This is a genomic window from Massilioclostridium coli (genome assembly GCF_900095865.1).
GTDB lineage: Bacteria > Bacillota > Clostridia > Oscillospirales > Ruminococcaceae > Massilioclostridium > Massilioclostridium facile.
The window spans coordinates 704735-726501 of the sequence record NZ_FMIZ01000007.1; the positions used below are offsets into that span (position 1 = coordinate 704735).

General features: G+C 45.6%; 21 protein-coding genes and 1 riboswitch. Of the genes, 7 read left to right on the forward strand and 14 right to left on the reverse strand.

Translation table 11 applies throughout. From position 1 onward, the window contains the following. Positions 1-71: 71 nt before the first annotated feature. The 7 genes from BQ2683_RS08465 to BQ2683_RS08490 all read right to left on the reverse strand — a co-directional run bounded on the left by BQ2683_RS08465 (position 72) and on the right by BQ2683_RS08490 (position 3525). A complete protein-coding gene (locus tag BQ2683_RS08465; protein ID WP_069988562.1) occupies positions 72-548 on the reverse strand; it encodes a helix-turn-helix domain-containing protein in 477 nt (158 codons plus the stop codon). A gap of 270 nt (positions 549-818) precedes the next feature. Next, positions 819-1256, reverse strand: a complete 438-nt coding sequence (locus BQ2683_RS08470) for a hypothetical protein (RefSeq protein ID WP_069988563.1) — start codon at positions 1254-1256, stop codon at positions 819-821. Positions 1257-1924: 668 nt separating this feature from the next. Further along, entirely contained in the window at positions 1925-2047 is a 123-nt protein-coding gene (locus BQ2683_RS13745) for a hypothetical protein (RefSeq protein WP_268873773.1), read from the reverse strand. A gap of 51 nt (positions 2048-2098) precedes the next feature. Continuing rightward, positions 2099-2788, reverse strand: a complete 690-nt coding sequence (locus BQ2683_RS08475) for a DUF6291 domain-containing protein (RefSeq protein ID WP_069988564.1) — start codon at positions 2786-2788, stop codon at positions 2099-2101. Positions 2789-2813: 25 nt separating this feature from the next. Next, entirely contained in the window at positions 2814-3089 is a 276-nt protein-coding gene (locus tag BQ2683_RS08480; protein ID WP_069988565.1) for a hypothetical protein, read from the reverse strand. Further along, positions 3086-3337, reverse strand: a complete 252-nt coding sequence (locus tag BQ2683_RS08485; RefSeq protein WP_069988566.1) for a hypothetical protein — start codon at positions 3335-3337, stop codon at positions 3086-3088. The genes BQ2683_RS08480 and BQ2683_RS08485 overlap by 4 nt, the downstream gene beginning before the upstream one ends. Further along, a complete protein-coding gene (locus BQ2683_RS08490; RefSeq protein WP_069988567.1) occupies positions 3334-3525 on the reverse strand; it encodes a helix-turn-helix domain-containing protein in 192 nt (63 codons plus the stop codon). Before BQ2683_RS08490 ends, BQ2683_RS08485 begins: the two co-directional genes overlap by 4 nt. 217 nt (positions 3526-3742) lie before the next feature. Between BQ2683_RS08490 and BQ2683_RS08495 the strand changes: the two genes are divergently transcribed. Further along, positions 3743-4072 carry a helix-turn-helix domain-containing protein gene (locus tag BQ2683_RS08495; protein ID WP_069988568.1) on the forward strand — a complete coding sequence of 110 codons (330 nt, stop codon included), beginning with the start codon at positions 3743-3745 and terminating at the stop codon, positions 4070-4072. A gap of 1 nt (position 4073) precedes the next feature. Next, a complete protein-coding gene (locus tag BQ2683_RS08500) occupies positions 4074-4775 on the forward strand; it encodes an ImmA/IrrE family metallo-endopeptidase (RefSeq protein ID WP_069988569.1) in 702 nt (233 codons plus the stop codon). A gap of 516 nt (positions 4776-5291) precedes the next feature. On the opposite strand, the gene BQ2683_RS08505 is transcribed toward BQ2683_RS08500, so the two are convergent. Then, entirely contained in the window at positions 5292-5522 is a 231-nt protein-coding gene (locus BQ2683_RS08505; protein ID WP_069988570.1) for a hypothetical protein, read from the reverse strand. 674 nt (positions 5523-6196) lie between these two features. On the opposite strand from BQ2683_RS08505, the gene BQ2683_RS08515 reads away from it, so the two are divergent. Both BQ2683_RS08515 and cysK read left to right on the forward strand, forming a co-directional pair. Then, positions 6197-7486, forward strand: a complete 1290-nt coding sequence (locus BQ2683_RS08515; RefSeq protein ID WP_069988572.1) for an O-acetylhomoserine aminocarboxypropyltransferase/cysteine synthase family protein — start codon at positions 6197-6199, stop codon at positions 7484-7486. A gap of 14 nt (positions 7487-7500) precedes the next feature. Further along, positions 7501-8433: a cysteine synthase A gene (gene cysK / locus BQ2683_RS08520; RefSeq protein ID WP_069988573.1), complete on the forward strand. Its 933-nt coding sequence runs from the start codon at positions 7501-7503 to the stop codon at positions 8431-8433. 314 nt (positions 8434-8747) lie between these two features. Here cysK and BQ2683_RS13055 read toward each other — a convergent pair whose 3' ends face one another. Continuing rightward, positions 8748-11693: a carboxypeptidase-like regulatory domain-containing protein gene (locus BQ2683_RS13055; RefSeq protein ID WP_069988574.1), complete on the reverse strand. Its 2946-nt coding sequence runs from the start codon at positions 11691-11693 to the stop codon at positions 8748-8750. Positions 11694-11851: 158 nt separating this feature from the next. Next, a riboswitch (cobalamin riboswitch) is annotated at positions 11852-12053 on the reverse strand. A 201-nt stretch (positions 12054-12254) separates the two neighbouring features. Between BQ2683_RS13055 and BQ2683_RS08530 the strand changes: the two genes are divergently transcribed. Next, positions 12255-12707, forward strand: a complete 453-nt coding sequence (locus BQ2683_RS08530) for a hypothetical protein (protein ID WP_069988575.1) — start codon at positions 12255-12257, stop codon at positions 12705-12707. Between the two features lie 775 nt (positions 12708-13482). Here BQ2683_RS08530 and BQ2683_RS08535 read toward each other — a convergent pair. Beyond that, positions 13483-15075 (reverse strand): potassium/proton antiporter, encoded by a 1593-nt coding sequence (locus tag BQ2683_RS08535; RefSeq protein WP_069988576.1) that lies wholly within the window; start codon positions 15073-15075, stop codon positions 13483-13485. 344 nt (positions 15076-15419) lie between these two features. Here BQ2683_RS08535 and BQ2683_RS08540 point away from each other — a divergent pair, with 344 nt between their 5' ends. Both BQ2683_RS08540 and BQ2683_RS08545 read left to right on the forward strand, forming a co-directional pair. After that, the gene (locus BQ2683_RS08540) at positions 15420-16055 is read left to right on the forward strand and encodes a hypothetical protein (protein ID WP_069988577.1); all 636 of its coding nucleotides are present in this window, start codon (positions 15420-15422) and stop codon (positions 16053-16055) included. A gap of 32 nt (positions 16056-16087) precedes the next feature. Next, positions 16088-16744: a hypothetical protein gene (locus BQ2683_RS08545; RefSeq protein ID WP_069988578.1), complete on the forward strand. Its 657-nt coding sequence runs from the start codon at positions 16088-16090 to the stop codon at positions 16742-16744. Positions 16745-16746: 2 nt separating this feature from the next. Here BQ2683_RS08545 and BQ2683_RS08550 read toward each other — a convergent pair whose 3' ends face one another. The 4 genes from BQ2683_RS08550 to csm4 form a co-directional block, all read right to left on the reverse strand. Continuing rightward, positions 16747-16992, reverse strand: a complete 246-nt coding sequence (locus tag BQ2683_RS08550; protein WP_141720206.1) for a hypothetical protein — start codon at positions 16990-16992, stop codon at positions 16747-16749. A 1821-nt stretch (positions 16993-18813) separates the two neighbouring features. Continuing rightward, on the reverse strand, positions 18814-19566 hold the full coding sequence (cas6, locus tag BQ2683_RS08555; RefSeq protein WP_069988580.1) for a CRISPR system precrRNA processing endoribonuclease RAMP protein Cas6: 753 nt from the start codon (positions 19564-19566) through the stop codon (positions 18814-18816). Next, positions 19563-20819, reverse strand: a complete 1257-nt coding sequence (gene csm5, locus BQ2683_RS08560; protein ID WP_069988581.1) for a type III-A CRISPR-associated RAMP protein Csm5 — start codon at positions 20817-20819, stop codon at positions 19563-19565. The genes cas6 and csm5 overlap by 4 nt, the downstream gene beginning before the upstream one ends. Beyond that, a complete protein-coding gene (csm4, locus tag BQ2683_RS08565) occupies positions 20816-21766 on the reverse strand; it encodes a type III-A CRISPR-associated RAMP protein Csm4 (protein ID WP_069988582.1) in 951 nt (316 codons plus the stop codon). The genes csm5 and csm4 overlap by 4 nt, the downstream gene beginning before the upstream one ends. Position 21767: the final 1 nt, after the last annotated feature.

Sequence of the window (21767 nt, forward strand, 5' to 3'; positions counted from 1 at the left end):
AGCCTTTTTGTTTTCTTCCAACGCTAGCCAGGAAAAAAGCGCCTATCGGATTTCGATAAGCGCTTTTTCCATCATACTTTTGCAAAAGGGGAATAGAACGCGATCAAATTATCCTCCCAAACATAGGGGAACTGATCTGGTTCTATCTGGCATTCGGTGCATGTTTCAGCCAACATCAGGGTAAACCGAAGATCTTCCGAAATATCAGAGATTGTCTCCAGGTAAGAAATACAGCCTGAACGGTTTGCCCAAATCTGTATCCCATACTGGCAGCCGGATTTTTCAGAAGATTTTCGGTTTTCCACTGTTACTAAGTATAAGTAGCAGTCCGGTTGGTTTGTGTTGCCGGGTTTTAGTTCATTTAAACTAATTTCCAAAACCGATGCTAAACGTACAGCGGTGGTCAGTTTCGGGTTTACCCGTCCAATTTCAATATCCTGGTAATGGCGTGCGCTGATTTTACATAATTCAGCGGCTTGTTCCTGTGTCAGTTTCTTTTCCTTTCTTGCTTGGTACAATAAGTTGGAAAAATCTTTTTTTATGGACATGTTTTTACCTCCCTTTGGGATTGTAACCCAGAACCGGAGGGCATTAACACGAGCTAAAGTTCATGTTATCACAATTCATCAATTATTTAGGAAATGGATTGTGAAAATATACCAAAACTTACCTGATGTCAGATTACAACATTTTACAAATAAAAGCCCTTCTTCCCGGGGTTCTAATGGAACAAAAGCGGCACAGCATGGTAAAAAGGGGGGAGAAAACTGCTGCGCCGCCGGTATTAGGATGTTGCCATCCTGTGGTTTCCTAAATTTCTATTGTAATTGTATCACAGGGACGAAGTGACATTCTATGACTTCTAGCGCTTTCCGATGGAGCCGTATGGTATGGCGGTAATCGTAGTTGATTTCCTCCGCCACCCGTTCCCAGGTGAAACCGTTGATGTAACGGTATTCCAGTAAAAGCCGCAGCACCTGGTCATCAATCCCTTGGATTGCCTCTTCAATCTGCTGTTTTAATAAAACAAGCTGTTCAATCCGGTCGCAAATCAGTTGGGTAATCCGGTCCATCTGTTCAATGGAAGTTTGGATTTTGTCCACCTTGCACCCACCGGAAACCACCGTGTCAGAATAGTTGGCGGAAATTCGATAAGCAAGGTCATTCCAATCATCCCGTTCCTTGGTTAGCCGGATAATTTCCCGTTTTGTAGTCTGGTACTGTGCCAGTACCTGTTTTTTCTCTTGTATTGTCATAATGTAACGCTTCCTTTCTTTTTCCACCGGAATATCCTACCCTTATTCTACTAGTTTGGGATGGGATACGCCTATCTGGGACGAACTGCATTTTTTCAAATCGTTGCCATGAAAATATTATGAAAACAATGGAAAATTTGGGACGAAATACAAAATATAGGGATAAACAACATTTATACCGTTATATTTTCCGATATTCGTAAATTTAATTTTGTCAATTGGCTGTTGTTGCACTCTTATAATATGTAAAAACATACCAGTTGTTTGTTTCAACTACTGAAATGACATTTAGTAAATGTCAAACTACAATTATTTGTGCCCTTACTCCTCTTTTGCCCTGTCAAATCCTTGTGGGACGAACTGCACTTCCTGTGGGACGAAATACATCCAATTAGGGGGTAAAAACGTCAATTTTCCTTTTAATACAGCATATTAACTAAAATAAAAATTAAAATTTTATTGGAAATGCTGAATTTTTAATCCCTGAATTTAGAAAAAATAACAAAAATATTGAAGTTTTAGGGATAATACGGATTATTCTGGGATGAACTGCATTTTTTTCAATCCTTGCCATGAAAATTTTATGAAAACAATGGAAAATATGGGACGAAATTCAAAATACAGGGACAAACAACATTTACACCGTTATATTTTTCTGTTTTTGGAAATCAATCCCCTTTCCAATGGTCGTAAAAAATCAGGATTAAAGCCGTCAGGCAGGAACCTCCCACCGCTGCGCAGAGGATTAAAACCTGTAGCGCCCATGCTTCTGCAAAAATGATTTGATGCACCAACACCACCTCCTGGTTTTAGTTTATGTGTGGGACAAACGTTTGGATTCCTTAAAGTTCTGGAATGTGCATTCCAAATTGGGCGAGTTCCTCTAAATTATATGAAGGCTTGTCCTGGCTGTAGGCATCGTTATAGTTACCCTCCAACACTTTGGCAATATTGGTTTCGTCTATCATCCAATCGAATCCAGCGGTCCATTTTCGTGAATTTTCCCCTTTTAGGAAACTGCTTTGCTGGGCTGCCTCAAACACCTGTTTGAACTCCTCTAGCCCAAACCCCTTTCTGTGCAGGTTTTGGATTGCTTTCCGCCGGCCTTCGGTGATGGCCATGCAGGGAGGGAAGGAGATACAAATATGATGGTATAATGAAAAAACCTGTTCCTCAAAAGGGGAGGGGGGATCAAAATCCGTTTTCTTTTCCTTTTCTTTTGTGTTTGTCTTATCCTTTGTGTTTTCTTTTTCCTTTGTATTAGGATGCGACGGGATGGGTTGGCATTCCGCGCTCCATCTTTTTTGTGCGTTTTTTCTTCCCTTCTGGCATTTTTCCTCATATTTTTGTTTATCCCGGTCAATTTGTGCCGCAATAAAAGAAAACGCCATGTTGGTAACCTGGTCTAAATGGGGCTTTTTGCCGTATTGGGCGTAGTCAAATAGGGCAAGCAGAAGTTCCCCACGTTGGGCATTACTCAACAGTTCCAATTGCGGGCGGTAATCAAAAAACAAAACAAAGAACTTCTGCATGTGGTCACCATCCTAGAAAATTGGTTTATTTTGTGCCATATTTTCCTTTATTTTTCCATTTCTTCTGGACAAAATCGTCGGAATGGGATATAATAGGAACATATGTTCTTTTATAAAGGGCAACAGTACGCAGGCTGATAGGGTCGGTGGCATACCCGCAAATGGTAATTTTCCCATCTAAAATCAGCCGGGAAATGATAGGGTAAACCAGCTCCAAATCGGTGTAGCCCATACAGGTGGCAATCTCCCTAGTGGTGAGCTGCCCAATGTTTAAAACACGCAAAATCTCTTGTTCCGTCATGTTCCATCCCTCCATTTTTTCTCTTCCTGTTGGGTAGAAAGGGAATCAGGGCAGAATGGAAGTTTTTTGGCTTTCCGTTTGCGTGGAAAGAGTTTTGGCAGCCAGATTCCACCTACCATCAAACTCAGCCCCACGCCGCACCGGAGTAGGCATCCAGCCAGGCTCACCTGTTCTTGGTCAGAAAGCCCCAGGCTGCCGTGAACAATCAGCAGCCCTGTTAATACACAAAAACATTGTGCGAACTTCATTCCGCCGCCACCTTCTTTGGAACGGTCAGATGTTTCTGCTCAAATTCCCATAAATCCTGCTCCCGGATGCGGTATTCCTTGCCCAGCTTGATAGCGGGCAGCTTTTTGGTCCGAATCCAATTCCAAATGGTTACTGTTTTTACTTGGTAGCGTTCGGCTACCTGGTCGCATGTGTAAAGGTGAAACATAAAAAAACCTCCTGTTTCGTAGTAAAATAGTAGTTGCTTTTACTTCGGTTTTGCGGTATAATAATAGAAATGAAAACAAATCAAAACCGAAATATGAGGGAAATACTACTTAAGTTTTCGTAGTATGCTATTAGTTTACTACGATTTCTTAAGTATTGCAAGAGGTTTTCTTGAAAAAACCTGCGTATTGTGTGTTTTTTGTAAAAGGTGACTAATTATGTACAAAATTTTTGCAAAACTTTTGGAAGAAAATGGAGTAACCCCCTATCAGGTATCCAAAGCAACCGGCGTTGCCCAGTCCTCATTGAGTGATTGGAAAAACGGCAAAAGCAAGCCGAAATTTGAAAAAATGAAAAAAATCGCCGATTATTTTGGGGTATCGGTGGATTACTTGATGTATGGGGAGGAAAAAAACAGTCAGCAGGAGCTCAGCAGCATTTATCTGAGCTTCGCCAAGGACGCCCAGCAAAATAAAATTGATCCGGAGGATATCCGCCTGGCGATAGAGACGATCAAAGCGTTGCGGGCAAAACAGCAGGAGGATTAAAATGGCGTATACCAAACAGAGGCTTTACCAGGATATTGAACGGCTCCGCCGCAAATTGTCGTTTACCCAGCAGGATTACCCGTTGCACCTGGTAGAATTTTGTGAAAGCCATCCAAGTAGGGTAGGGGTTGGGAAGTTGGCGTTTACCACTCCTGGGCTGCGTGGAATGGCACAGGTTGGTGGAAAAAAGGAGGATGGTACAACCGAGATTGATGTCATCCTTTTAAACTCCAATTTATCCGAGCCGGAACAGAATTTTTTCTGTGGCCATGAAATGATTCATTTGTACCTCCACCGTGGAAAATTGGGCAAATCGTTTAACTGTTTTGACGAAATCCAGCCCCAGCAGGATGGGCTTATCGAGTGGCAGGCGAATGAAGGGGCAGCTGAATTATTGATCCCTTACCGGATGTTGCTGCCAAAAATCAAGGAGCAAAGTAAAAATTTGACCCATTGGCATAAAATATTCCAGTTACGTATCCAGCTTGCCGAAGAATTTTCTGTTTCCCAAGCGGTGATGGAACTACGGCTCCAAAGCCTGCGGTTTGAAATCCTGCAATACCTGGGCGGCGTCCCGTTGGAACAAATCCAGATCCTTTCCCAACGTCAGCAGGCGCAGCAGGGGATTTGTCTCCCTTCCCTGGTTGATTTGGAAGAACAGGACTTTGACCATCTCCTCCGCCTCTGCGCCCCTACAAAATAGCCATACCCGAAAGAATCATTCTCCAGTATCATCACAAAAGGGGGATGGAAGCAATCCCTAAGTTTGTATGTGCGGTTATATTGATAGAAAAGAGCCACCTTTGGTGTAGGTAACACTACAACATAGGTGGCTCTTATTTTATTGATAGGATGGAGGACAGCTTCCAGGATATGAATCTTATAAGAGGGTCTGGAAAACAAATTCGAACATCCATATTCAAAATCAGCTAGTATAACATTTACTAGATGTCAAACTTTCAAAAACAGTTTTTTATTAGCGGGATTCTTGTGGAAGGAGAAATATTTTCCTGGGACGAACTGCACTTCCTGTGGGACGAAATGCATCCAATTTAGGGATAAAATGATTCGTTTTCTTGTAAAAGCAGCATGTTAACCAAAATATAAATTAAAATTTTATTTGAAACGCTGAATTTTTTCTCCCTGAATTTAGAAAAAATAACAAAAATATTGGTGTTTTAGGGATGATACGGATTATTTTGGGACGAACTGCATTTTTTCAAATTGTTACCATGAAAATTTCATGAAAACAATGGAAAATTTGGGATGAAATACAAAATATAGGGACAAATTGAAAATGCACCGTAATAATTACCAAAATAAAACAATGAAAAAACAAACCAACCGTTCGGTAGTCCGCATAATCCTGGAACAAATTTGCCAGGTTTACCTTCTCAGATAGAATGATGTTACCACCGAAAAATACCATAACAACCGTTCTAATTTCCATGTGTTCCTCCGATTGCGGAATCTTCTTCTCTTATGATGGTGGAACAGTGGGCAACAAACACTCCTATTCCATTCCTTTCTGATCGGATATCATAAAAAACAGAGATACATCAGCACAGGATTCCTTTACAATGGGAGGAAATTGTGCGGAACCAATCAACCAATATTGCCGTATTTGCAAAAACTGCATAAAACATAAAACGGATACACTCTACTGGAACCCCATCGGCCAACAACACCTCCAACTAAGGTTTTCTCCCTTTGTAAAATAGGATAGCTTGTTTTACAGGTAGGTTCTGCCAGCCCAATCCCAACCAGAAAAACAACTATTTTTGGGGATTTGCCCGCTGTTAGGAAAAAATTTTTTTGCAAATTTTTAAATACCTATTGACATGATAGGAAATAAGGTGTAATATAATAGCATCCAATTTGAGCAAGACGCAGTAAAGGAGGCGAACGCAATGAGAAATACAATTGTTGCTGTAAATACCATGTGTTGTTGTCGAATGTTATTCTCCCGGGCATATGAATATGGCTTGGTGCTTTGACATACCCATAATTGTGGTTGTACACAACACCAAAACGGATACTTGCCATTGCCCGGGAGCGAAAAGGAAAAGCCCCGGTTTTTTTATGCTCAAATTACTAAAATATTGACAAAGTGAGGACTATATCATGAGCAAATATAAATTTGAAACACTGCAATTACACGTTGGCCAAGAACATCCCGACCCCGCTACCGATTCCAGAGCGGTTCCCATTTACCAGACGACCTCCTATGTTTTCCATGATTCCGCCCATGCCGCTGCCCGCTTTGGGCTGGCGGACGCTGGCAACATTTACGGCCGTTTGACCAATTCCACCCAGGATGTGCTGGAAAAAAGGCTGGCTGCTCTGGAAGGCGGTGTGGCAGCTTTGGCGTTGGCTTCCGGCGCGGCGGCAATCACCTACACCCTCCAGGCGCTGGCACAGGATGGCGGCCATATTGTCGCTCAAAAGACGATTTACGGTGGAACCTACAACCTGTTGGAGCATACGCTACCCCATTACGGAATCAGCACTACCTTTGTGGATGCCCACAATTTGGAGGAAATCACCGGGGCAATCCAGCCCAACACCCGGGCAATCTATCTGGAAACCCTGGGCAATCCCAACAGCGACATTCCTGACATCGACGCCATCGCTGAAATCGCCCATGCCCACAATCTTCCTTTGGTGATTGACAACACATTTGGAACCCCATACTTTATCCGTCCAATCGAACACGGCGCGGATATTGTGGTACACTCCGCTACCAAGTTTATCGGCGGCCATGGCACCACCCTAGGCGGTATTATCGTGGATTCGGGCAAGTTCGACTGGAAATCCAGCGGCAACTACCCAGCGATTGCTGACCCAAACCCAAGTTATCACGGGGTTTCCTTCGCGGACGCCGTTGGTCCAGCCGCTTTTGTCACCTATATCCGGGCGATCTTGCTACGGGACACCGGCGCAACCATCTCCCCATTTAACGCTTTTCTTCTGCTGCAAGGGGTGGAGACCCTTTCCCTCCGGCTGGACCGCCATGCGGAAAACACCAAAAAAGTAGTGGAATTCCTGGCAAACCATCCTCAGGTGGAACAGGTGAACCATCCTTCTTTGCCCGGCCATCCAAACCACGCTTTGTACCAAAAATATTTCCCCAACGGCGGCGGTTCCATCTTTACGTTTGAAATAAAGGGAGGTCAGCAAGAGGCTCACCAATTCATTGACCACCTGGAAATCTTTTCCCTGTTGGCAAATGTGGCAGATGTAAAAAGCCTGGTAATCCATCCAGCTACCACTACCCATTCCCAACTGACTCCGGAAGAACTGGAGGAACAGGGCATTCACCCAAACACCATCCGTTTATCCATTGGCACAGAGCATATCGATGATATCATCGCTGATTTGGAACAGGGCTTTGCCGCTGTAAAAGCGGAATAGAGGAGGCGTTCATCATGGCTAATATTTATACATCCGCAGACCAGCTGATTGGAAAAACCCCATTGCTGGAACTGACACATCTGGAACACTCATTGGGGCTAAAAGCTAAAATTGTGGCGAAGCTGGAATATTTTAATCCGGCAGGCTCGGTGAAAGACCGCATTGCCAAGGCGATGATCGAGGAAGCGGAAAAAGCGGGAAAACTCACCCCGGATTCGGTGATTATCGAGCCAACTTCCGGCAACACTGGCATTGGTCTTGCCTCAGTGGCAGCCGCCAAAGGCTACCGGTTGATCATCACCATGCCGGAGACGATGTCGGTGGAGCGCCGGCAGCTGATGAAGGCGTACGGTGCGGAACTGGTATTGACAGACGGTACCAAAGGGATGAAGGGCGCAATTGCTAAAGCGGAAGAACTGGCGAAGGAAATACCAAACAGTTTTCTTCCTGGACAGTTTGCCAACCACGCCAACCCCAAAGCCCATTTGGAACACACAGGGCCGGAAATTTATGAGGATACCGAAGGCAATCTGGACCTTTTTGTTGCAGGGGTTGGCACCGGCGGCACCATAACTGGGGTAGGGCAGTACCTGAAAAGCAAAAACCCTAACATCAAAGTAGTAGCGGTGGAACCCGCTAGTTCCCCCGTCCTCTCCAAAGGGGTGGCAGGTCCCCATAAAATCCAGGGGATTGGCGCCGGATTTGTCCCCGATATACTGGACACCGGAATTTATGATGAAATCCTCCCTGTTTCCAACGAGGATGCTTTCGCCACAGGCAGGCTCATTGGACGCACCGAAGGGGTGCTGGTGGGGATCTCCTCCGGCGCGGCTGTTTTTGCCGCGATCCAGCTGGCGAAACGTCCGGAAAACCAGGGGAAAACCATTGTGGTACTCCTGCCGGATACTGGGGACCGATATCTATCCACCCCCCTTTTCGCAGACTAACCAGTTCATCCTGATCAAGATACGTCTCCGACAACGATATGACGGATGGTTTGACCGGCCTGAGCTGGCAAAGCCACTATGGGATTGGGCGCCCCATCCCCCAACCCAGTTGTGTTTTGAGAGGGTCAAACCTGCATAAAATAGTGATATTCTTAGAAACCTTTTATCATCTATCATAATACCACGCAAAAAGCCTGGGAACCCAACAAGGATTCCCAGGCTTTTTTATAAAAAAGATTTGACCTCCACTAAGTTTTTGTAAAGTGGTAGTTATGCTGTCAATCTACAGAAGCAAAATAGTCCTCGAATCACTTTTATTTAGCCCGTTTGCGGAAGATCAGCAACGCTGCGCCTGCTAAGGTGATTGCCGCTAAGCCTGCGATTGGGGTAACATCCCCTGTTTTCGCTGCTGTGGTTGTAGTGGTTTCTTGTCCAGTCTGGGTTGCTTTGTCTGTTGTAGATGGTGTTTCTGTTGCTCCTTCTACTGCTGCCAGTCCTTCTATTGCTGCTCTTACTTTTTCTGTTGCTGCGTCTACTTTTTCCTGGCTTGCGTTTTCATCCGCCAGTACTGCTTCCGCTTCCGCTAATGCTCCTTGTAATGCTGCGTAGCTTTCCCCTGTGTAGTTGCTTCCTTCTACTTTTCCTCCTGCTTCTATTACTGTTTCCAGGATTGTTTTGTCCGCTTTGAACCTCAGTTGCAGCATTCCGCCTAACAGTTCATCCACTGCTGCGTTGATTTCTGCTTGGCTCGCTTCCGTATTGTCATACACGCTTTGTGCTTTTTCCTGGATTCCTGCGAATACTTCCCATGTTCCTGGGGTATAGTTTTCCTCTTTGTATTCTGCGCATTTATCCAGTAATGCTTTCAACTGGCTCTTATCCGCCTGTTTTTCTAGCGCATCATACGCCGCTTTCAGGTCGTCATATGCTTTGTCGATCTCTTTTTGCATGGCGTCTTTATCCGCCAGTACTGTTTCCGCATTTGCCAATGCTGTCTGGAAGTTTTCTTTTGATGCCCCATCCTGATACTGGCTCAGGTCGGTATCTTTTACTTCATCATATAATGCCTGTAATTGTGTTTTATCCCCTGCCTGGAAGCCCAGTTTGTGGATTTCTTTCAGCAGCTTCATCCATGCATCGGTTACTTCTTTATCTGTTGCTGCTAGATTATCATAGACATCCTCTGCATCTGCCAGCGCTTTGTCAAAGCTCTCTTTCACAGATGAGATTGCGTTTGTGTATTCTTCTGTCCCTTTCAGACGGTTTGCTTCTGTAATTACCTTGCCTAGGATGGTTTTATCCGCAGGATTGGTGCCTGGAACAACCAAGGTAATCGAACGGATGCTTTGGTTATCCCCCAATGGGCCTGGATCAAACAGGAAGCCAGCTTCCTCGATTTGCGCGGCGGAATAATACGCTTTGACCGAAAGGGTCACTAAAGTATTGTTTTCAGCTGGGGTCACTTTCCCTGTTTGCGGGTTGATGACCTCCGGATGGTCAGATTCCCAGGAACTGAAGATGGAATAATACCAGAAATCCTCGTTCATATCCGACGCCAAATCTGTTAACGTAAGCGGGGCGGTAATCTGGTTTTGGTCTGTATTATCCCCCTTTATGGTGTCAAAAAGGATGGCATATTCCGCTGCGGCATCTAGGCGTTCCTGACGGCTGGTAAGGTGCTGCGGCACAATAACGGTTACCTCACTTGGTTTGGTGCTGTTGCCATAGCCCAATACCAGGGAAACAGTAAATACAGCTCCCCCCAGGTCTTCATCCACCATGGCGTCTGCCACAGCCGAATAAAGGATGGTACCATCTTTTTGGACCACACTGAAATCCTGCTCGTAGTCCATATTCAGGACATCGGTAATTTCAACCTGAACCCCGTCTACCGCAAGCTCCTTACTGAGGAAGCTTTCCAGGCTATCGTTCAGGTTTACATCGTCATAGTCGGAATCAATATCGGCGTAATAGCCAAAATCAATATCGCTGTGGACGCCGGTGTATTCCTGTAACAGCATCCCTTCCCCGGATACCTCAAACAGCAGGTTATCCGCATTGGAGAGGATTTTGTCATCATAAGATTCCAGTTTTACCGTGATTACATAATCATTCTCTTTTAAGGAAGTATCGGTGGCGTTAAAGGTTTTGCTTATGGTCACAAAGCCTTCCGCTTCCACTGTATACCGGTACTGCCCAAAAATAACGGTGTAATAGCCGTTTTCATCCGGTAAAATAGGGTCTCCATAGGCGCCCTGGGCACCATTTTTATAAAGGGAAACAGTGGCGTTTGCCGGCTGCACAGCAAACTTTACTTTGTACTGGGTATAGCTGAGCTGCACGGGAAGTTCCACGGACGGCTGGTTTTCCGGCACGGTAAACTGCCCTGAAGCTGTCTGGCTATCGTTCTGGTAGGAAATATGGTACTGGTAGGTCCCTGGTTTCAGTTCAAACAGGGTGGTTTCATACCCATACTCATCCAGGACGCAGTTAAAACTCTGCGAGCCATCTAAAGAAGTGACCTGGATGGTGGCGTAATCGGTTACAGATCCGGTTGCGGTGGTTACCCGAAAATTGACCGAACTCCCCTGCTGTAGGGTTACTTCCAAGCTAGTATCCTGTGACAGGGTAATGGTTTGGATCTGCCGGATATATCCAACGGCGGAGACAGTCAGGGTGTATTCGGTTTCCCCTTTTAAAGAATATCCTCCACCGGAAGGATACTGGGCAATCCCTCTGCTATCCTGCACCAGTACACTGGCATCCGGGATTATCGCTCCACTGGCATCCTTTGCTGTTACCTCCAAATGGTAAACAGGCAACTGTGGGGCGATGGCAAGGACAAAATCCCTGGTTCCCCGCACAGTGGCGCCATCGTTTTTATCTGTGAGGGTTAAGGTCAAAACAACCACTTTTTCCCCTTCTTCAGCGGTAGGATGGATGATTTTCAAGGTAGCGCTGGAACTGTAGTTACTGGTGATTTTGGCATAAGCCTCATCGCTGGAACTCCAGGAAGCGGCGTACTCCTTGCTGGAAGCGTCTTTTTTTAAGGAAACACTTGTTTTGGAAAGCGGTATGACATACCGCCCAGCATCGTCTTTTTGCAACGAGCCATAGGGGTCGATGGCGTTGGCATAGGTGGTGTCCAGATACTCCTCCACCTCTGGCAGATTTGCCGCCACTGCCGGGGATACCATGCTGGAAAACACCAGCATAAACGCTAGGGCCATGGATAAAACTTTGGATAAAACCTTTTTCATTTTCTTCCTCCTTTTATGGGATAGAACGGTTTATGGCGGGGCAGAAAAAATCCCTGTACCGCCAACGGCACAGGGAAAAAAGACACCAGCAAACACTACCTATCCAATTGAATTGTATAGGAAAGCCGCCGCTACTTCCAACCTAAAGTACCGTTTGAATATAGAGGGTACCAATGGCAGGTCTCCTGACTTATGCTTCCCCCGCAAAAACACGCCTTCTCATTCCAGTGGAACAATGGCCGCTAACCGCAGTGTTTTTTTGTCCGCAATTACAGTAGAGGTTAGGACTGTTCCGGATTCTCACCGGATTCCCTTTTCATCATCAGGCAAAGCTGATGAACCAAAAGCACCTATTCTGGTTTTCAGGATAACACAAACAAAACCGATTGTCAACAGTGGAGGTGGAGGGGAATATGCTTGTAAAGGATTCCAAAATGGGAAAGATTGCACAGATAAAACTGCCATCATTTAGCTAGTATGACAAAATTCGACAATTGGTATTGATTTCCTCCGGCGGCTGTATTATACTAAAATCAAGCAAGAAAAAAAGGGGGATTAGGTATGATGTTTGCAAGAAAGATAGCCTGCTTTGCGCTGAGTTTACTGTTTGTGGGGGCAAGTAGTGGATGCGGGAAAACACTGCCGGAATCCCCCTACCAAAGCGTTGGGGATGTCATTTTAGCACTGAAAGAGGCGGGGCTTCCTGTTACAAATGAAATTGTATACCAGGAAGAGACGGATGTTACCCCTGCCTACCGGCAAAAGGGGGATTTTTCTGACTCCAGGCTGGAGCCCCGGTATACCCCAAACCCTGATAACGGAACGGTGGAAATTTTTTCTTCCCCAGAAAAGATGAGGGAGAGGGCGGAAGAACAGGTTGGGTACCGGTTTTTGAGTGGATATGGCTACCAAATTAAAACCGGTATTGTTCTGGTACAGCTGGACAAACAGTTTACCAAAGAACAAGCGGAAGGATATGCGGAAGCCCTGGAAGCGGATTTGACGGTACTATAACCATAACGGCTGCTATGTTGGCAGCCGTTTTTTTGATGAGGTGCCCCGTAAAAAAGCTTTCGCTTCAAGTATCGAGCGAAGCGAGCTACTAAGCAATCTAGCAAGTTCATACAAGCTCGGAAAGAAGCATAAGTATCCGTTTACGGGCGGCGATGCAAGAGGAAAGAATGTTCAGTGAGTCTTTAGATACCCGCCAGTAAAATGCCGTTCTAGGGCTTAATCAAGCCTCCGGCTTTGCCGGAGGTCATGACTATGCTTCATGGGAAAACCCTGAGAGGATTTGTTACCAGCAAGCCTCTTAAAACTATTGTTTCGCTCCCTTACCCCACAGCCTGTGAATAGGTAAAATTTTTTGATACAGTCCCACCTCCCGTACCATTATCCACCTTGTTCGATGGTTAAAATCAAAGCTTTTTCCCCTTCCAGCAAATCCAGGGATTCCAATTGCGGGAACCCATACAGAAAAAAACCGCTTCACGTTGTTGTGGAACGTCAAACGGTTCATGATGTCTTTCGATGTGAAAAAAATCCCCCGGTTTTATCGGGGGAAGAAAAAAGAGTAGCGCGACAATCCTAAGAGGGGAAGCTTTATGCGAGCCGAAAAAGGAAAGGCTGTACCGAAAATAGTACTATTTTTGACCTGTTTATAGCTGGCAGCTAGCACCTTTGATCGGAGTAAAGCCAGTAATATCCCCTTTTCAGGATTGCGCGAGCCACTGGTTTTGACGAGGGGTGATATCTTCCAACGCAAACTGGACGAGTGAAAGGGGACAGTTTAAAACCGGGCAACCACCAGCACATCGCCGGTTCGAATCACAGTATCTCCGCTGGGAATAATCGTCTCTCCAGGGCGCTGCACCATGACGATTAACGTCCCTTTTGGAATTGGCACCTGGCTCAATGGTAGGTTGTTCCACTTATGCCCTTTCTCCACAGTTACTTCCTGCATGGTGAGGTTTTCTCTATCCTCAAACCCTTCCCCTGCGATTACTAGGAGATCTCCTTCCTGAATGACAGTGTCCCCGTTGGGGACTACTACTTGGTCCTGTTTCCGAAGGATGATGGTTACTAAAAATTCGGCTGGCAATGGAATTTCTTTTAAGTTTTTCCCAACCCATGGGTGTCCTGTGCCGATATGTATTTTGACAAAATTAATATCGCTTTCCTCCTGGTAATCATTAAAGGTGCGACGGACATCCGCTTTGTTGTCAATCATCTTTAATTTTTTGGACACCCATGGTAGCAGGCTTCCCTGAAGGGAAATGGAGAACAGCACCACGCAAAATACCAGGTTGAACAGGTTGTATTTTAGGGGAACGCCGTTTAACACAGCATAGATGGCGAACACAATGGAAGCGACTCCACGCAGCCCTGCCCAGGAGACAACCCCAATTTGCCGGAATGAGGAACGGAATGGCAGCAGGATCATAGTGGTTGCTAGAGGCCTTCCCACCAGCGTCATAAATAGCATAATCAACAACGCTGGAAGGATGACCGCAGGCAGTTCCGTCGGCGTCACTAGCAAGCCTAGCAGGAAAAAGATCATCATCTGGCAGACGCCTGTCAGCACATCAAAAAAGTGGACTTGTTCCCGTTTATCTGGAATTTTGGCGTTTCCCAGGATGATACCACAGAGGTAGACGCTTAAATAGCCATTTCCGCCAATAAACGCTGGCAGAGCATACCCCAGCACCGCCACAGCAAACACAAAAATTGTCCTGCCCTGGGCGATATTAAAATGGAATTTGTTTAACGCCCATACCGAAAGCTTGCCAAGGAGGATGCCACAGCCAATCCCCAACACAACCTGCTGCGCCAACATCAATGGAATCGAAATCTCCTTGCCGGAAAGCATGGTGACCAGCACCACGGTGAGCATATAGGAGATGGGGTCGTTGGAACCGGACTCAATCTCCAGCAGGGACGCGGTATTATCCTTTAAATTCAACCTTTGGGAGCGGAGAATATGAAACACTGACGCTGCGTCAGTAGAAGCAATAACCGAAGAAACCAGCAGGCTTTCCAGCCAGCCAATCCCAAAACAGAAATGGACAAACGCCCCTACAAATCCTGCCGTCAGGATAACACCCACAGTGGACATCAGCACTGACTTTGCCAGGACGGATTTTGCCGCTTTGATGTTGGTGCCAAAACCACCATAATACATAATAAAAATAAGGCAAATAGAGCAGATGGTTTCGGATATTTGATAATCGTTAAACTGGATGCGGAAAACCCCATTTTCTCCAAAACAGATTCCCAGGGCAAGGAATACCAGAAGGGAGGGGATGGGTAGTTTTTCGGTAAAACGGTTGGATAGGATACAGATAATAATGACAACGCCAATCAGGAGCAAAACCCCAGTCACGGCATGCACCTCCTTTTTTCAAAACAATGCCGCGCTGAAAAAACTCCGGTAGGATTGGATGTTTTTTTACGGCCAAACTCATTTTTATTCTATTATATCACAAGTTTGGTCTATTTTTTGTGGAAAACGTAAATTCTCATTTCGCCAATAGCCCCCATTCCAATCGGTTCGTCTTTTCGAACAGCCACATTGTTGTTTCTATCTGAAATATATTACGAAAAAGTAAATATTATTTGTGATTTTGCCAATAAATTGACGAAAAGATAAGTGAATCTGCCAATAGAAAATAGCATTGGAAAGTAGTATGATAAAGATAATAATAGAAGAAAAGGGGGTTATCTTTTATGAGAAAACAACAAGATAGAACCTTAATTACCTGTGGCATTACCGTTATTTTGTACAGTATCCTGGTACAGCTCATCAACATGGGTAGGCTGCTGTTCACTTATTGGGAAGAAGGCCAGAGCCTGGATGAAACTTACAGCTACCTGAACCTGTTCCTTTGCTTTGTGTTGATTTCCATTTTAATAGGGGGTATCCTGCTTTTAATTCGGGGCAAACGGCTGGAATTTACCAAACCTGGTTTATTGGCAGGGGCCGCGCTGGTATTTTGCCTTGGGGCTGCGTCCATCCTACTATGGAGCGAAAGCCAGACCGAACCTTGGAATTATTTCCAGTACACAGCAGTCATTTTCCTGCAAGGGGTGATTTATCTGCTGGGGGCAATCCATCTGTTAAAAAAATTGGTGGTTGCCGCTCCGGTATGCGTCCTTTTGCTGGCAATGAGTGGTTGGGTTATCTATTCCTACACCGTTGCCCTCCCTACTGGAAACCAGCTAGACCATATCTTTCCATCCGTATTCCAGATGATGAGCATGTGGGGAATTGCCATTTTCCTGATTGGGGAAGGATTTGCGATTCTGGTATATGCCATTAAGGAAAGAAAAATCTTGGACAGCGAGGAAGAAGGAGAACTATAATTCCATGCCGTTGGAAGGAAAAAGGAGAAAAAATGTTTCGGGGATTACACAATTTAATCGATGACAAAAAAGAAAAAAACTGTATTTTTGCCCGCTATGGAGGGATTGTTTTTATTTTCGCCATAGTGGTCCAGCTTATCAATATGGCAAAACTATTCCTCCACCATACAGTAGGGGAAACCATAAATTCAAATACACTGCTGTTGACTTACATGACAGTGCTGGTTACCGCTTCGATTGCCCTGGCAGGGCTTTTACTGCTTGCCTATGGATATCATTTTATCTATCTGAAAGCAGCGCCATTTATTGGGGCAGCATTCCTCTGCTTCCTATCAGGGTATATAGTAAGCGGGTTTTGGGGAAAATTCCATACCATGGTTTGCTACCAATGTATTGTGATTGTTGGAATCCATATTCTCTTTTTTCTGTTGGGTGGGTTCCATTTGTTGCGGAAACTTCCGGTTGCCCTCATTGGGTGTATCGCACTAGTTGCTACCAGTGGATGGATCTTTTTCCTTTACCTATTTGGGGAAGGAAGGCAGCTGGATGTAGAACCTTCTGTTGCTTTGCTGCATATTGTGACCATGCTGTTATTTGCTCTTTTCCTGATTGCGGAAGGGGCTGCTATTCTGACCTATGCCATTCAACAGAAAAAAATCCGGAATAGTGAGCATGAAAGGGAATGGTAAGTTTACATTAATACGATTTTAGATGAATTTTGATTCCGATACCATAACGGTAGCCGGCGGTAATTGTTCCGCCGGCTACCGCTTTTTTTGGGTGAAAACCGAATCCAATCAAAAGAGTGGCTATCAAAGGCGCTAGCAAAAGCTTTTTTCAAGTGGCTATAAAAGACAATAGCAGGAGCTTTTTCAGAGTGGTCATAAAAGGCAATAGGAGCAGCCACACTCTTTAGGCAGTGCAATCCCATCCCCAAAACAACCCCCTACACCTGCACCCTAGCGGGTGTGTATTGTAACTCTACATAATGTTTGGTATTGCTGTTTTGAATAAGTTGCCGTACCCTTACGGGTGTGTATTGTAACCGGATTGTTATTGGTACATCAACAGCCGGATGGACGTTGCCGTACCCTGATGGGTGTCTTTTTCGAGTGGTTATAAAAGGAGCTAGCAGGAGCCCCACTCTTTGGTTAGTGCAATCCCATCCCAAAACAACTCCCTGCGTCTGTGTACCCTGGCGGGTGTGTATTGTAACGAGCGAGAAGAAGAAATCCTTGCGATATTATCTCAGTTGCCGTACCCTTGCGGGTGTGTATTGTAACGATATATCTACATAATATTGGGGTGATTAAGTGGAGTTGCCGTACCCTTGCGGGTGTGTCTTTTCAGAGTGATTATGAAAGGCGCTAGCAGGAGCCCCACTCTTTAGGCAGTGCAATCCCATCCCAAAACAGCTCCCTGCACCTATACCCTGACAGGTGTATATTGTAACGCGGTGGCGTGGGACGAAATGCACAAATTAGGGACCGTTTCCGTACCCTTGCGGGTGTCTTTTAGTGTGGTTATAAAAGGCAATAGGAGCAGCCCCACTCTTTGGGCAGTGCAATCCTATCCCAAAACAAGCTCCCTGTATATACCCTTACGGGTGTGTATTGTAACTACAAACACTGTGCGTGGGAAAGTCTCTATTATTGTTACCGTACCCTGACGGGTGTGTATTGTAACGCAATAGAGCAGGGTATCTTTAGTAGCTCCACAGTTACCGTACCCTGACGGTGTGTCTTTTTCGAGTGGTTATAAAAGGCGATAGCAGGAGCCCCATCTTTAGGCGGTGCAATCCCATCCCAAAACAACTTCCTACGCCTGGCACCCTCACGGGTGTGTATTGTAACGGTATGATTTTTGGATTAAGCGGTCTAAAAGTGTGTTTCCGTACCCTGGCAGGTGTATCTTTTTCGAGTGGTCATAAAAGGCACTAGTAGGAGCCCTACTCTTTAGGCGGTGCAATTCCATCCCAAAACAACTCCCTGCATTTATACCCTTGCGGGATGTGTATTGTAACACCCACATGTTCATTTCCTATTATGCGTCAATAAGTTACCGTACCCTTACGGGTGTGTATTGTAACGTTAAACGTTAGCGTGACTTGTGTATAATGCCGCTTGCCGTACCCTTACGGGTGTGTCTTTTTCGAGTGGTCATAAAAGGCAATAGGAGCAACCCCACTCATTAGACGGTGCAATCCTGTCCCAAAACACCTCCCTACGCCTGTACCCTTACGGGTGTATATTGTAACCAGATATTAGAAAAGGAATTAAGAACATTTTTAAGGGTTTCCGTACCCTGACGGGTGTCTTTTTCGAGTGGTTATAAAAAGCACTAGCAGGAGCCCCACTCTTTGGACAGTGCAATCCCATCCCAAAACACCCCCCTGCATCTATACCCTTACGGGTGTGTATTGTAACTTGCTTGACTAGTAACTTACTAGTAACAAAACGTAGTTGCCGTACCCTAGCGGGTGTGTATTGTAACGGCGGGTCAAACGCATCCAGTATTTTCAAGTGATTGCGCACGCTATTGTGCGAACCTGTTTTTTTATGTTTATTCCACAGATGGGTTTTTCAGAAAAAACCCCACAAGTCCAGCAATTCCGCCTAGTGCGAAACCAACGGATTCCCATGATTACTTCCGGTTCGCACAAGTATGGAATGATTCACATCCCACTGACTTGGATGGCAATTTTCTGCTATCTCTTTCCATTATAATCCGGTTTACTGGGGATTGCAACTGGTTTCCGTCAAAACTCCTCCACCGAGCAGCCGCCCATTCCCAGGGCAGTTTTGCCGCCCACTCCGGTATAAGGCAAGGCGGATAGCAACAGCCGGAACAATTGCCGCAACGGCAACGGACCCCGCACCGTTAACCGAACCCAGCCGGAAAAACCATACACGGTGGTATCCTTGATCGAGTACCTCCGGCTACGCAGGCTGTAATCGGTTATCCTTGCCCGCTGCACCAGCTGTTCCAGCGCGTCCCCGTCCACCACATCCAGCCCGCAGTCCAACAGATGGAACCGGTTCATAGCACTTTTCAAAATCAGTTCCGCTGTGGGGTAGAGGGCATACTGGTCCTGGGTGCGGAACACCGTAGGGGAAAGGAACCGCACCACATACGAGACCGGCGTTTTATCCTGTCCAAAACATGCCTGGGCAATCTGGTCAAACCGGATGGTTTTCCGGCTTGCCTGTTCCACCATCAAACGGCAATGGTATTTGTGCAGGGAAAATTCTTCCGTGGCAAGGACAGCTGGAGCAAAAACGGAAACCAGTTCCCCGTCAAACAGGGTCAGGAAAAATTCCCCTTTGCCAGCGTCCTCCCTGTTGGGAAGCAGATAGTGGCACAACGGACGGCTTTCGGATGGCTCGTGCAAGAAATCCACGTATTCCTCTGGGATGCAGGCGAGCAAATCGCTGTAAATTCCGTAAGCGTATTCCGATAAAAGGCGTTTTCCCCTCTCATCCCGAAGGCTCAATTTCATCTGGACAATCAACGAAACTCCACCTCGCATTCTCCCATTAAAAAATTGGTGTTATCATATTTTGTGATTTTCAACGCACGGGGGGATATCCCTGGTTTTTTATAATCCTCACAATGCTGATGTTCCTCAAACAGCTTTTGTAAAATAGTAGAAGTATATTTTGCAGCGTCCCCATGGTAAATCGCCTGCAACAGGGTTTTGGAATGAAATCCAGCCCCGCCGCCCAAATACAGGCGGCAATCGTTTTCCTTTCCATAATTTTCCCAGCCCCTAAATCGCCGGACAAACCAGTTGTTTTGCAGTTCATAGAACGCTTGGATTGCCTCTTCCAAATAATCAAAATTAATTTTAGTATCTTTTAAATTATCATCTAAATAGTCATCATTCAAAGCAATCTGGAAATGAATTTCCGTTTCCGGTTTGATACACTCCCGCATAATTGGAATACGGTTGTATCTGAAATGGATTTCATCTGTAGATGAATTTTGATTTTTTCGTTGTGCCACATAATCGATTTTCGGGCAGATAATTAGATTTTCCTTTGGAATTGGAATGCTGTCCGAAATCGAAATTCCCCTTAAAATAGAAGTGAGCGCATTGTTGGAATCAGTCGATTCTTCCTCTTCGTTATCTAAATTTAGGAGGTTAAGCGAATTGTTTTCTATCTTCTGGGAAATAGAAGAAATTTCCTGATACGATTTTTGGCTCCAATGCTTCATTTTTTCTTTTTGTTGCCCTTTTGCTTCTTTTTCTTTATCAAGAAAGATAGCTTCCCCTTTCCCAGATAGCATTTTTGCCAGGATAGCTGTCCGTAGCGCCCCTTTGATACTGCTTCCCGGAACATACGGGTTGCCGTAAGCGTCTTTGATACAGGTGTGGATTTCCCGCAGGGGATCTTGTTTGGAATCCTTACCAACAAAGCAGTTACCCGCCGACACCGAATATCCATCCAGCTGATCCAGCTCTTGCTGGATCTTCTTTTGCTGGTTAGTTTCTCCTTGATATAGATGCTTTTGGAAAAAATCCTCATACAGCCGTTTTTGTTTAACGTCCTGGGCAAATTCCTCGTAAGCCTTCACCAAATTATTCCTGTCCAACCACCGGAAAAACGAAACAGGGTCCATCATGTAGACCTGTTTGGTTTTCGGAATCAATACAAATTCCTTTTTGGTCAATTTCTCCCCATCTCCAATAAACAAAGGGGCTTTGGTGGTTAAAACCAATTCTTTTCGTTTGATATATGGCTCTTTTGCTTTTTCTGTCATACCTCCACCCCCAAAAACAATGGTTTTAACATCCGGTAAGCGGGCTGTTTATCGGATGGCGCGACATTTTTCACAACCCCTTCAAACTTGTCAGAAAAACTGGAACCTGGGCTAAAAGCGTACACCGTCTGTTTTTTATAGTCCTGCTGGTGTACAAATCCACCCCGGCGGCACACGGTGTAGTATCCTGTTTCCGCCACTTTGTAATTGGAGGGAAGGCTGGTATTCAAGGTAACCCATTGTTTGGCGTTTTCCGTCCGCACCATTTTTTCCAGCTTCTCTGGCAACGGCATAGGGGTAAACTGAAATTTCCCCCAGCCGGAGCTGCGTTTTCCGCCGATCCCCGTCCAGCCCAACAGTTCCAGATAGGCTTCTACCTGTTTCTTTATCTCTCCATCCGCAAACCCCATCACGCAATATAAGCCGCAGCCTTGGTGAAAACGGGTTGCCTGGACAAAATAAGGTTCCGAATCCTCTTCCGATTGACAGGAAACCTGAACCCGCTGCCGCTGGTCGGGGAAAGCGATGTTTGACACGATTCCCTCGCATTCATCCAGAAAATCCTCCATCTGGTCGAATTGCAGGTAGCGTTCCCAAAGGGAAAGGGGAATATAGGGGAGGCGTTTCAGCCGCTTACGGTTGTCACGGTCGTTCTCCATTTTTTGCAGCAAATCCAAAATCATCGGCTTTGGCAGGAACAATTCATCGTTCCGGTAGGGGAACAGGTCAGAAAGGAGGATATGGTTCTGTTCCGCATTTTCGATTAGACTTTCCACCGCCTGGTCAGACTGGTGGGAAGCCTCCACACAGAGGGCGGAAAAGAAGGTATCCGAATGGAGGGATGTCCCAGAAGAATGCAAAGGGTTTTGCCCATTGTCCGGCCTAATATGTACCGGTGTTAAGAACTTTAACCGGTAGGCGGCATATATCAATTTTCTTTGATCCATA

What these genes read in the sequence shown, in the direction of transcription:
- BQ2683_RS08465 (WP_069988562.1), bottom strand. Translation starts at nt 548, where the DNA reads ATGTCCATAAAAAAAGATTTTTCCAACTTATTGTACCAAGCAAGAAAG.
- BQ2683_RS08470 (WP_069988563.1), bottom strand. Translation starts at nt 1,256, where the DNA reads ATGACAATACAAGAGAAAAAACAGGTACTGGCACAGTACCAGACTACA.
- BQ2683_RS08475 (WP_069988564.1), bottom strand. Translation starts at nt 2,788, where the DNA reads ATGCAGAAGTTCTTTGTTTTGTTTTTTGATTACCGCCCGCAATTGGAA.
- BQ2683_RS08480 (WP_069988565.1), bottom strand. Translation starts at nt 3,089, where the DNA reads ATGACGGAACAAGAGATTTTGCGTGTTTTAAACATTGGGCAGCTCACC.
- BQ2683_RS08485 (WP_069988566.1), bottom strand. Translation starts at nt 3,337, where the DNA reads ATGAAGTTCGCACAATGTTTTTGTGTATTAACAGGGCTGCTGATTGTT.
- BQ2683_RS08490 (WP_069988567.1), bottom strand. Translation starts at nt 3,525, where the DNA reads ATGTTTCACCTTTACACATGCGACCAGGTAGCCGAACGCTACCAAGTA.
- BQ2683_RS08495 (WP_069988568.1), top strand. Translation starts at nt 3,743, where the DNA reads ATGTACAAAATTTTTGCAAAACTTTTGGAAGAAAATGGAGTAACCCCC.
- BQ2683_RS08500 (WP_069988569.1), top strand. Translation starts at nt 4,074, where the DNA reads ATGGCGTATACCAAACAGAGGCTTTACCAGGATATTGAACGGCTCCGC.
- BQ2683_RS08505 (WP_069988570.1), bottom strand. Translation starts at nt 5,522, where the DNA reads ATGGAAATTAGAACGGTTGTTATGGTATTTTTCGGTGGTAACATCATT.
- BQ2683_RS08515 (WP_069988572.1), top strand. Translation starts at nt 6,197, where the DNA reads ATGAGCAAATATAAATTTGAAACACTGCAATTACACGTTGGCCAAGAA.
- cysK (WP_069988573.1), top strand. Translation starts at nt 7,501, where the DNA reads ATGGCTAATATTTATACATCCGCAGACCAGCTGATTGGAAAAACCCCA.
- BQ2683_RS13055 (WP_069988574.1), bottom strand. Translation starts at nt 11,693, where the DNA reads ATGAAAAAGGTTTTATCCAAAGTTTTATCCATGGCCCTAGCGTTTATG.
- BQ2683_RS08530 (WP_069988575.1), top strand. Translation starts at nt 12,255, where the DNA reads ATGATGTTTGCAAGAAAGATAGCCTGCTTTGCGCTGAGTTTACTGTTT.
- BQ2683_RS08540 (WP_069988577.1), top strand. Translation starts at nt 15,420, where the DNA reads ATGAGAAAACAACAAGATAGAACCTTAATTACCTGTGGCATTACCGTT.
- BQ2683_RS08545 (WP_069988578.1), top strand. Translation starts at nt 16,088, where the DNA reads ATGTTTCGGGGATTACACAATTTAATCGATGACAAAAAAGAAAAAAAC.
- csm5 (WP_069988581.1), bottom strand. Translation starts at nt 20,819, where the DNA reads ATGACAGAAAAAGCAAAAGAGCCATATATCAAACGAAAAGAATTGGTT.
- csm4 (WP_069988582.1), bottom strand. Translation starts at nt 21,766, where the DNA reads ATGGATCAAAGAAAATTGATATATGCCGCCTACCGGTTAAAGTTCTTA.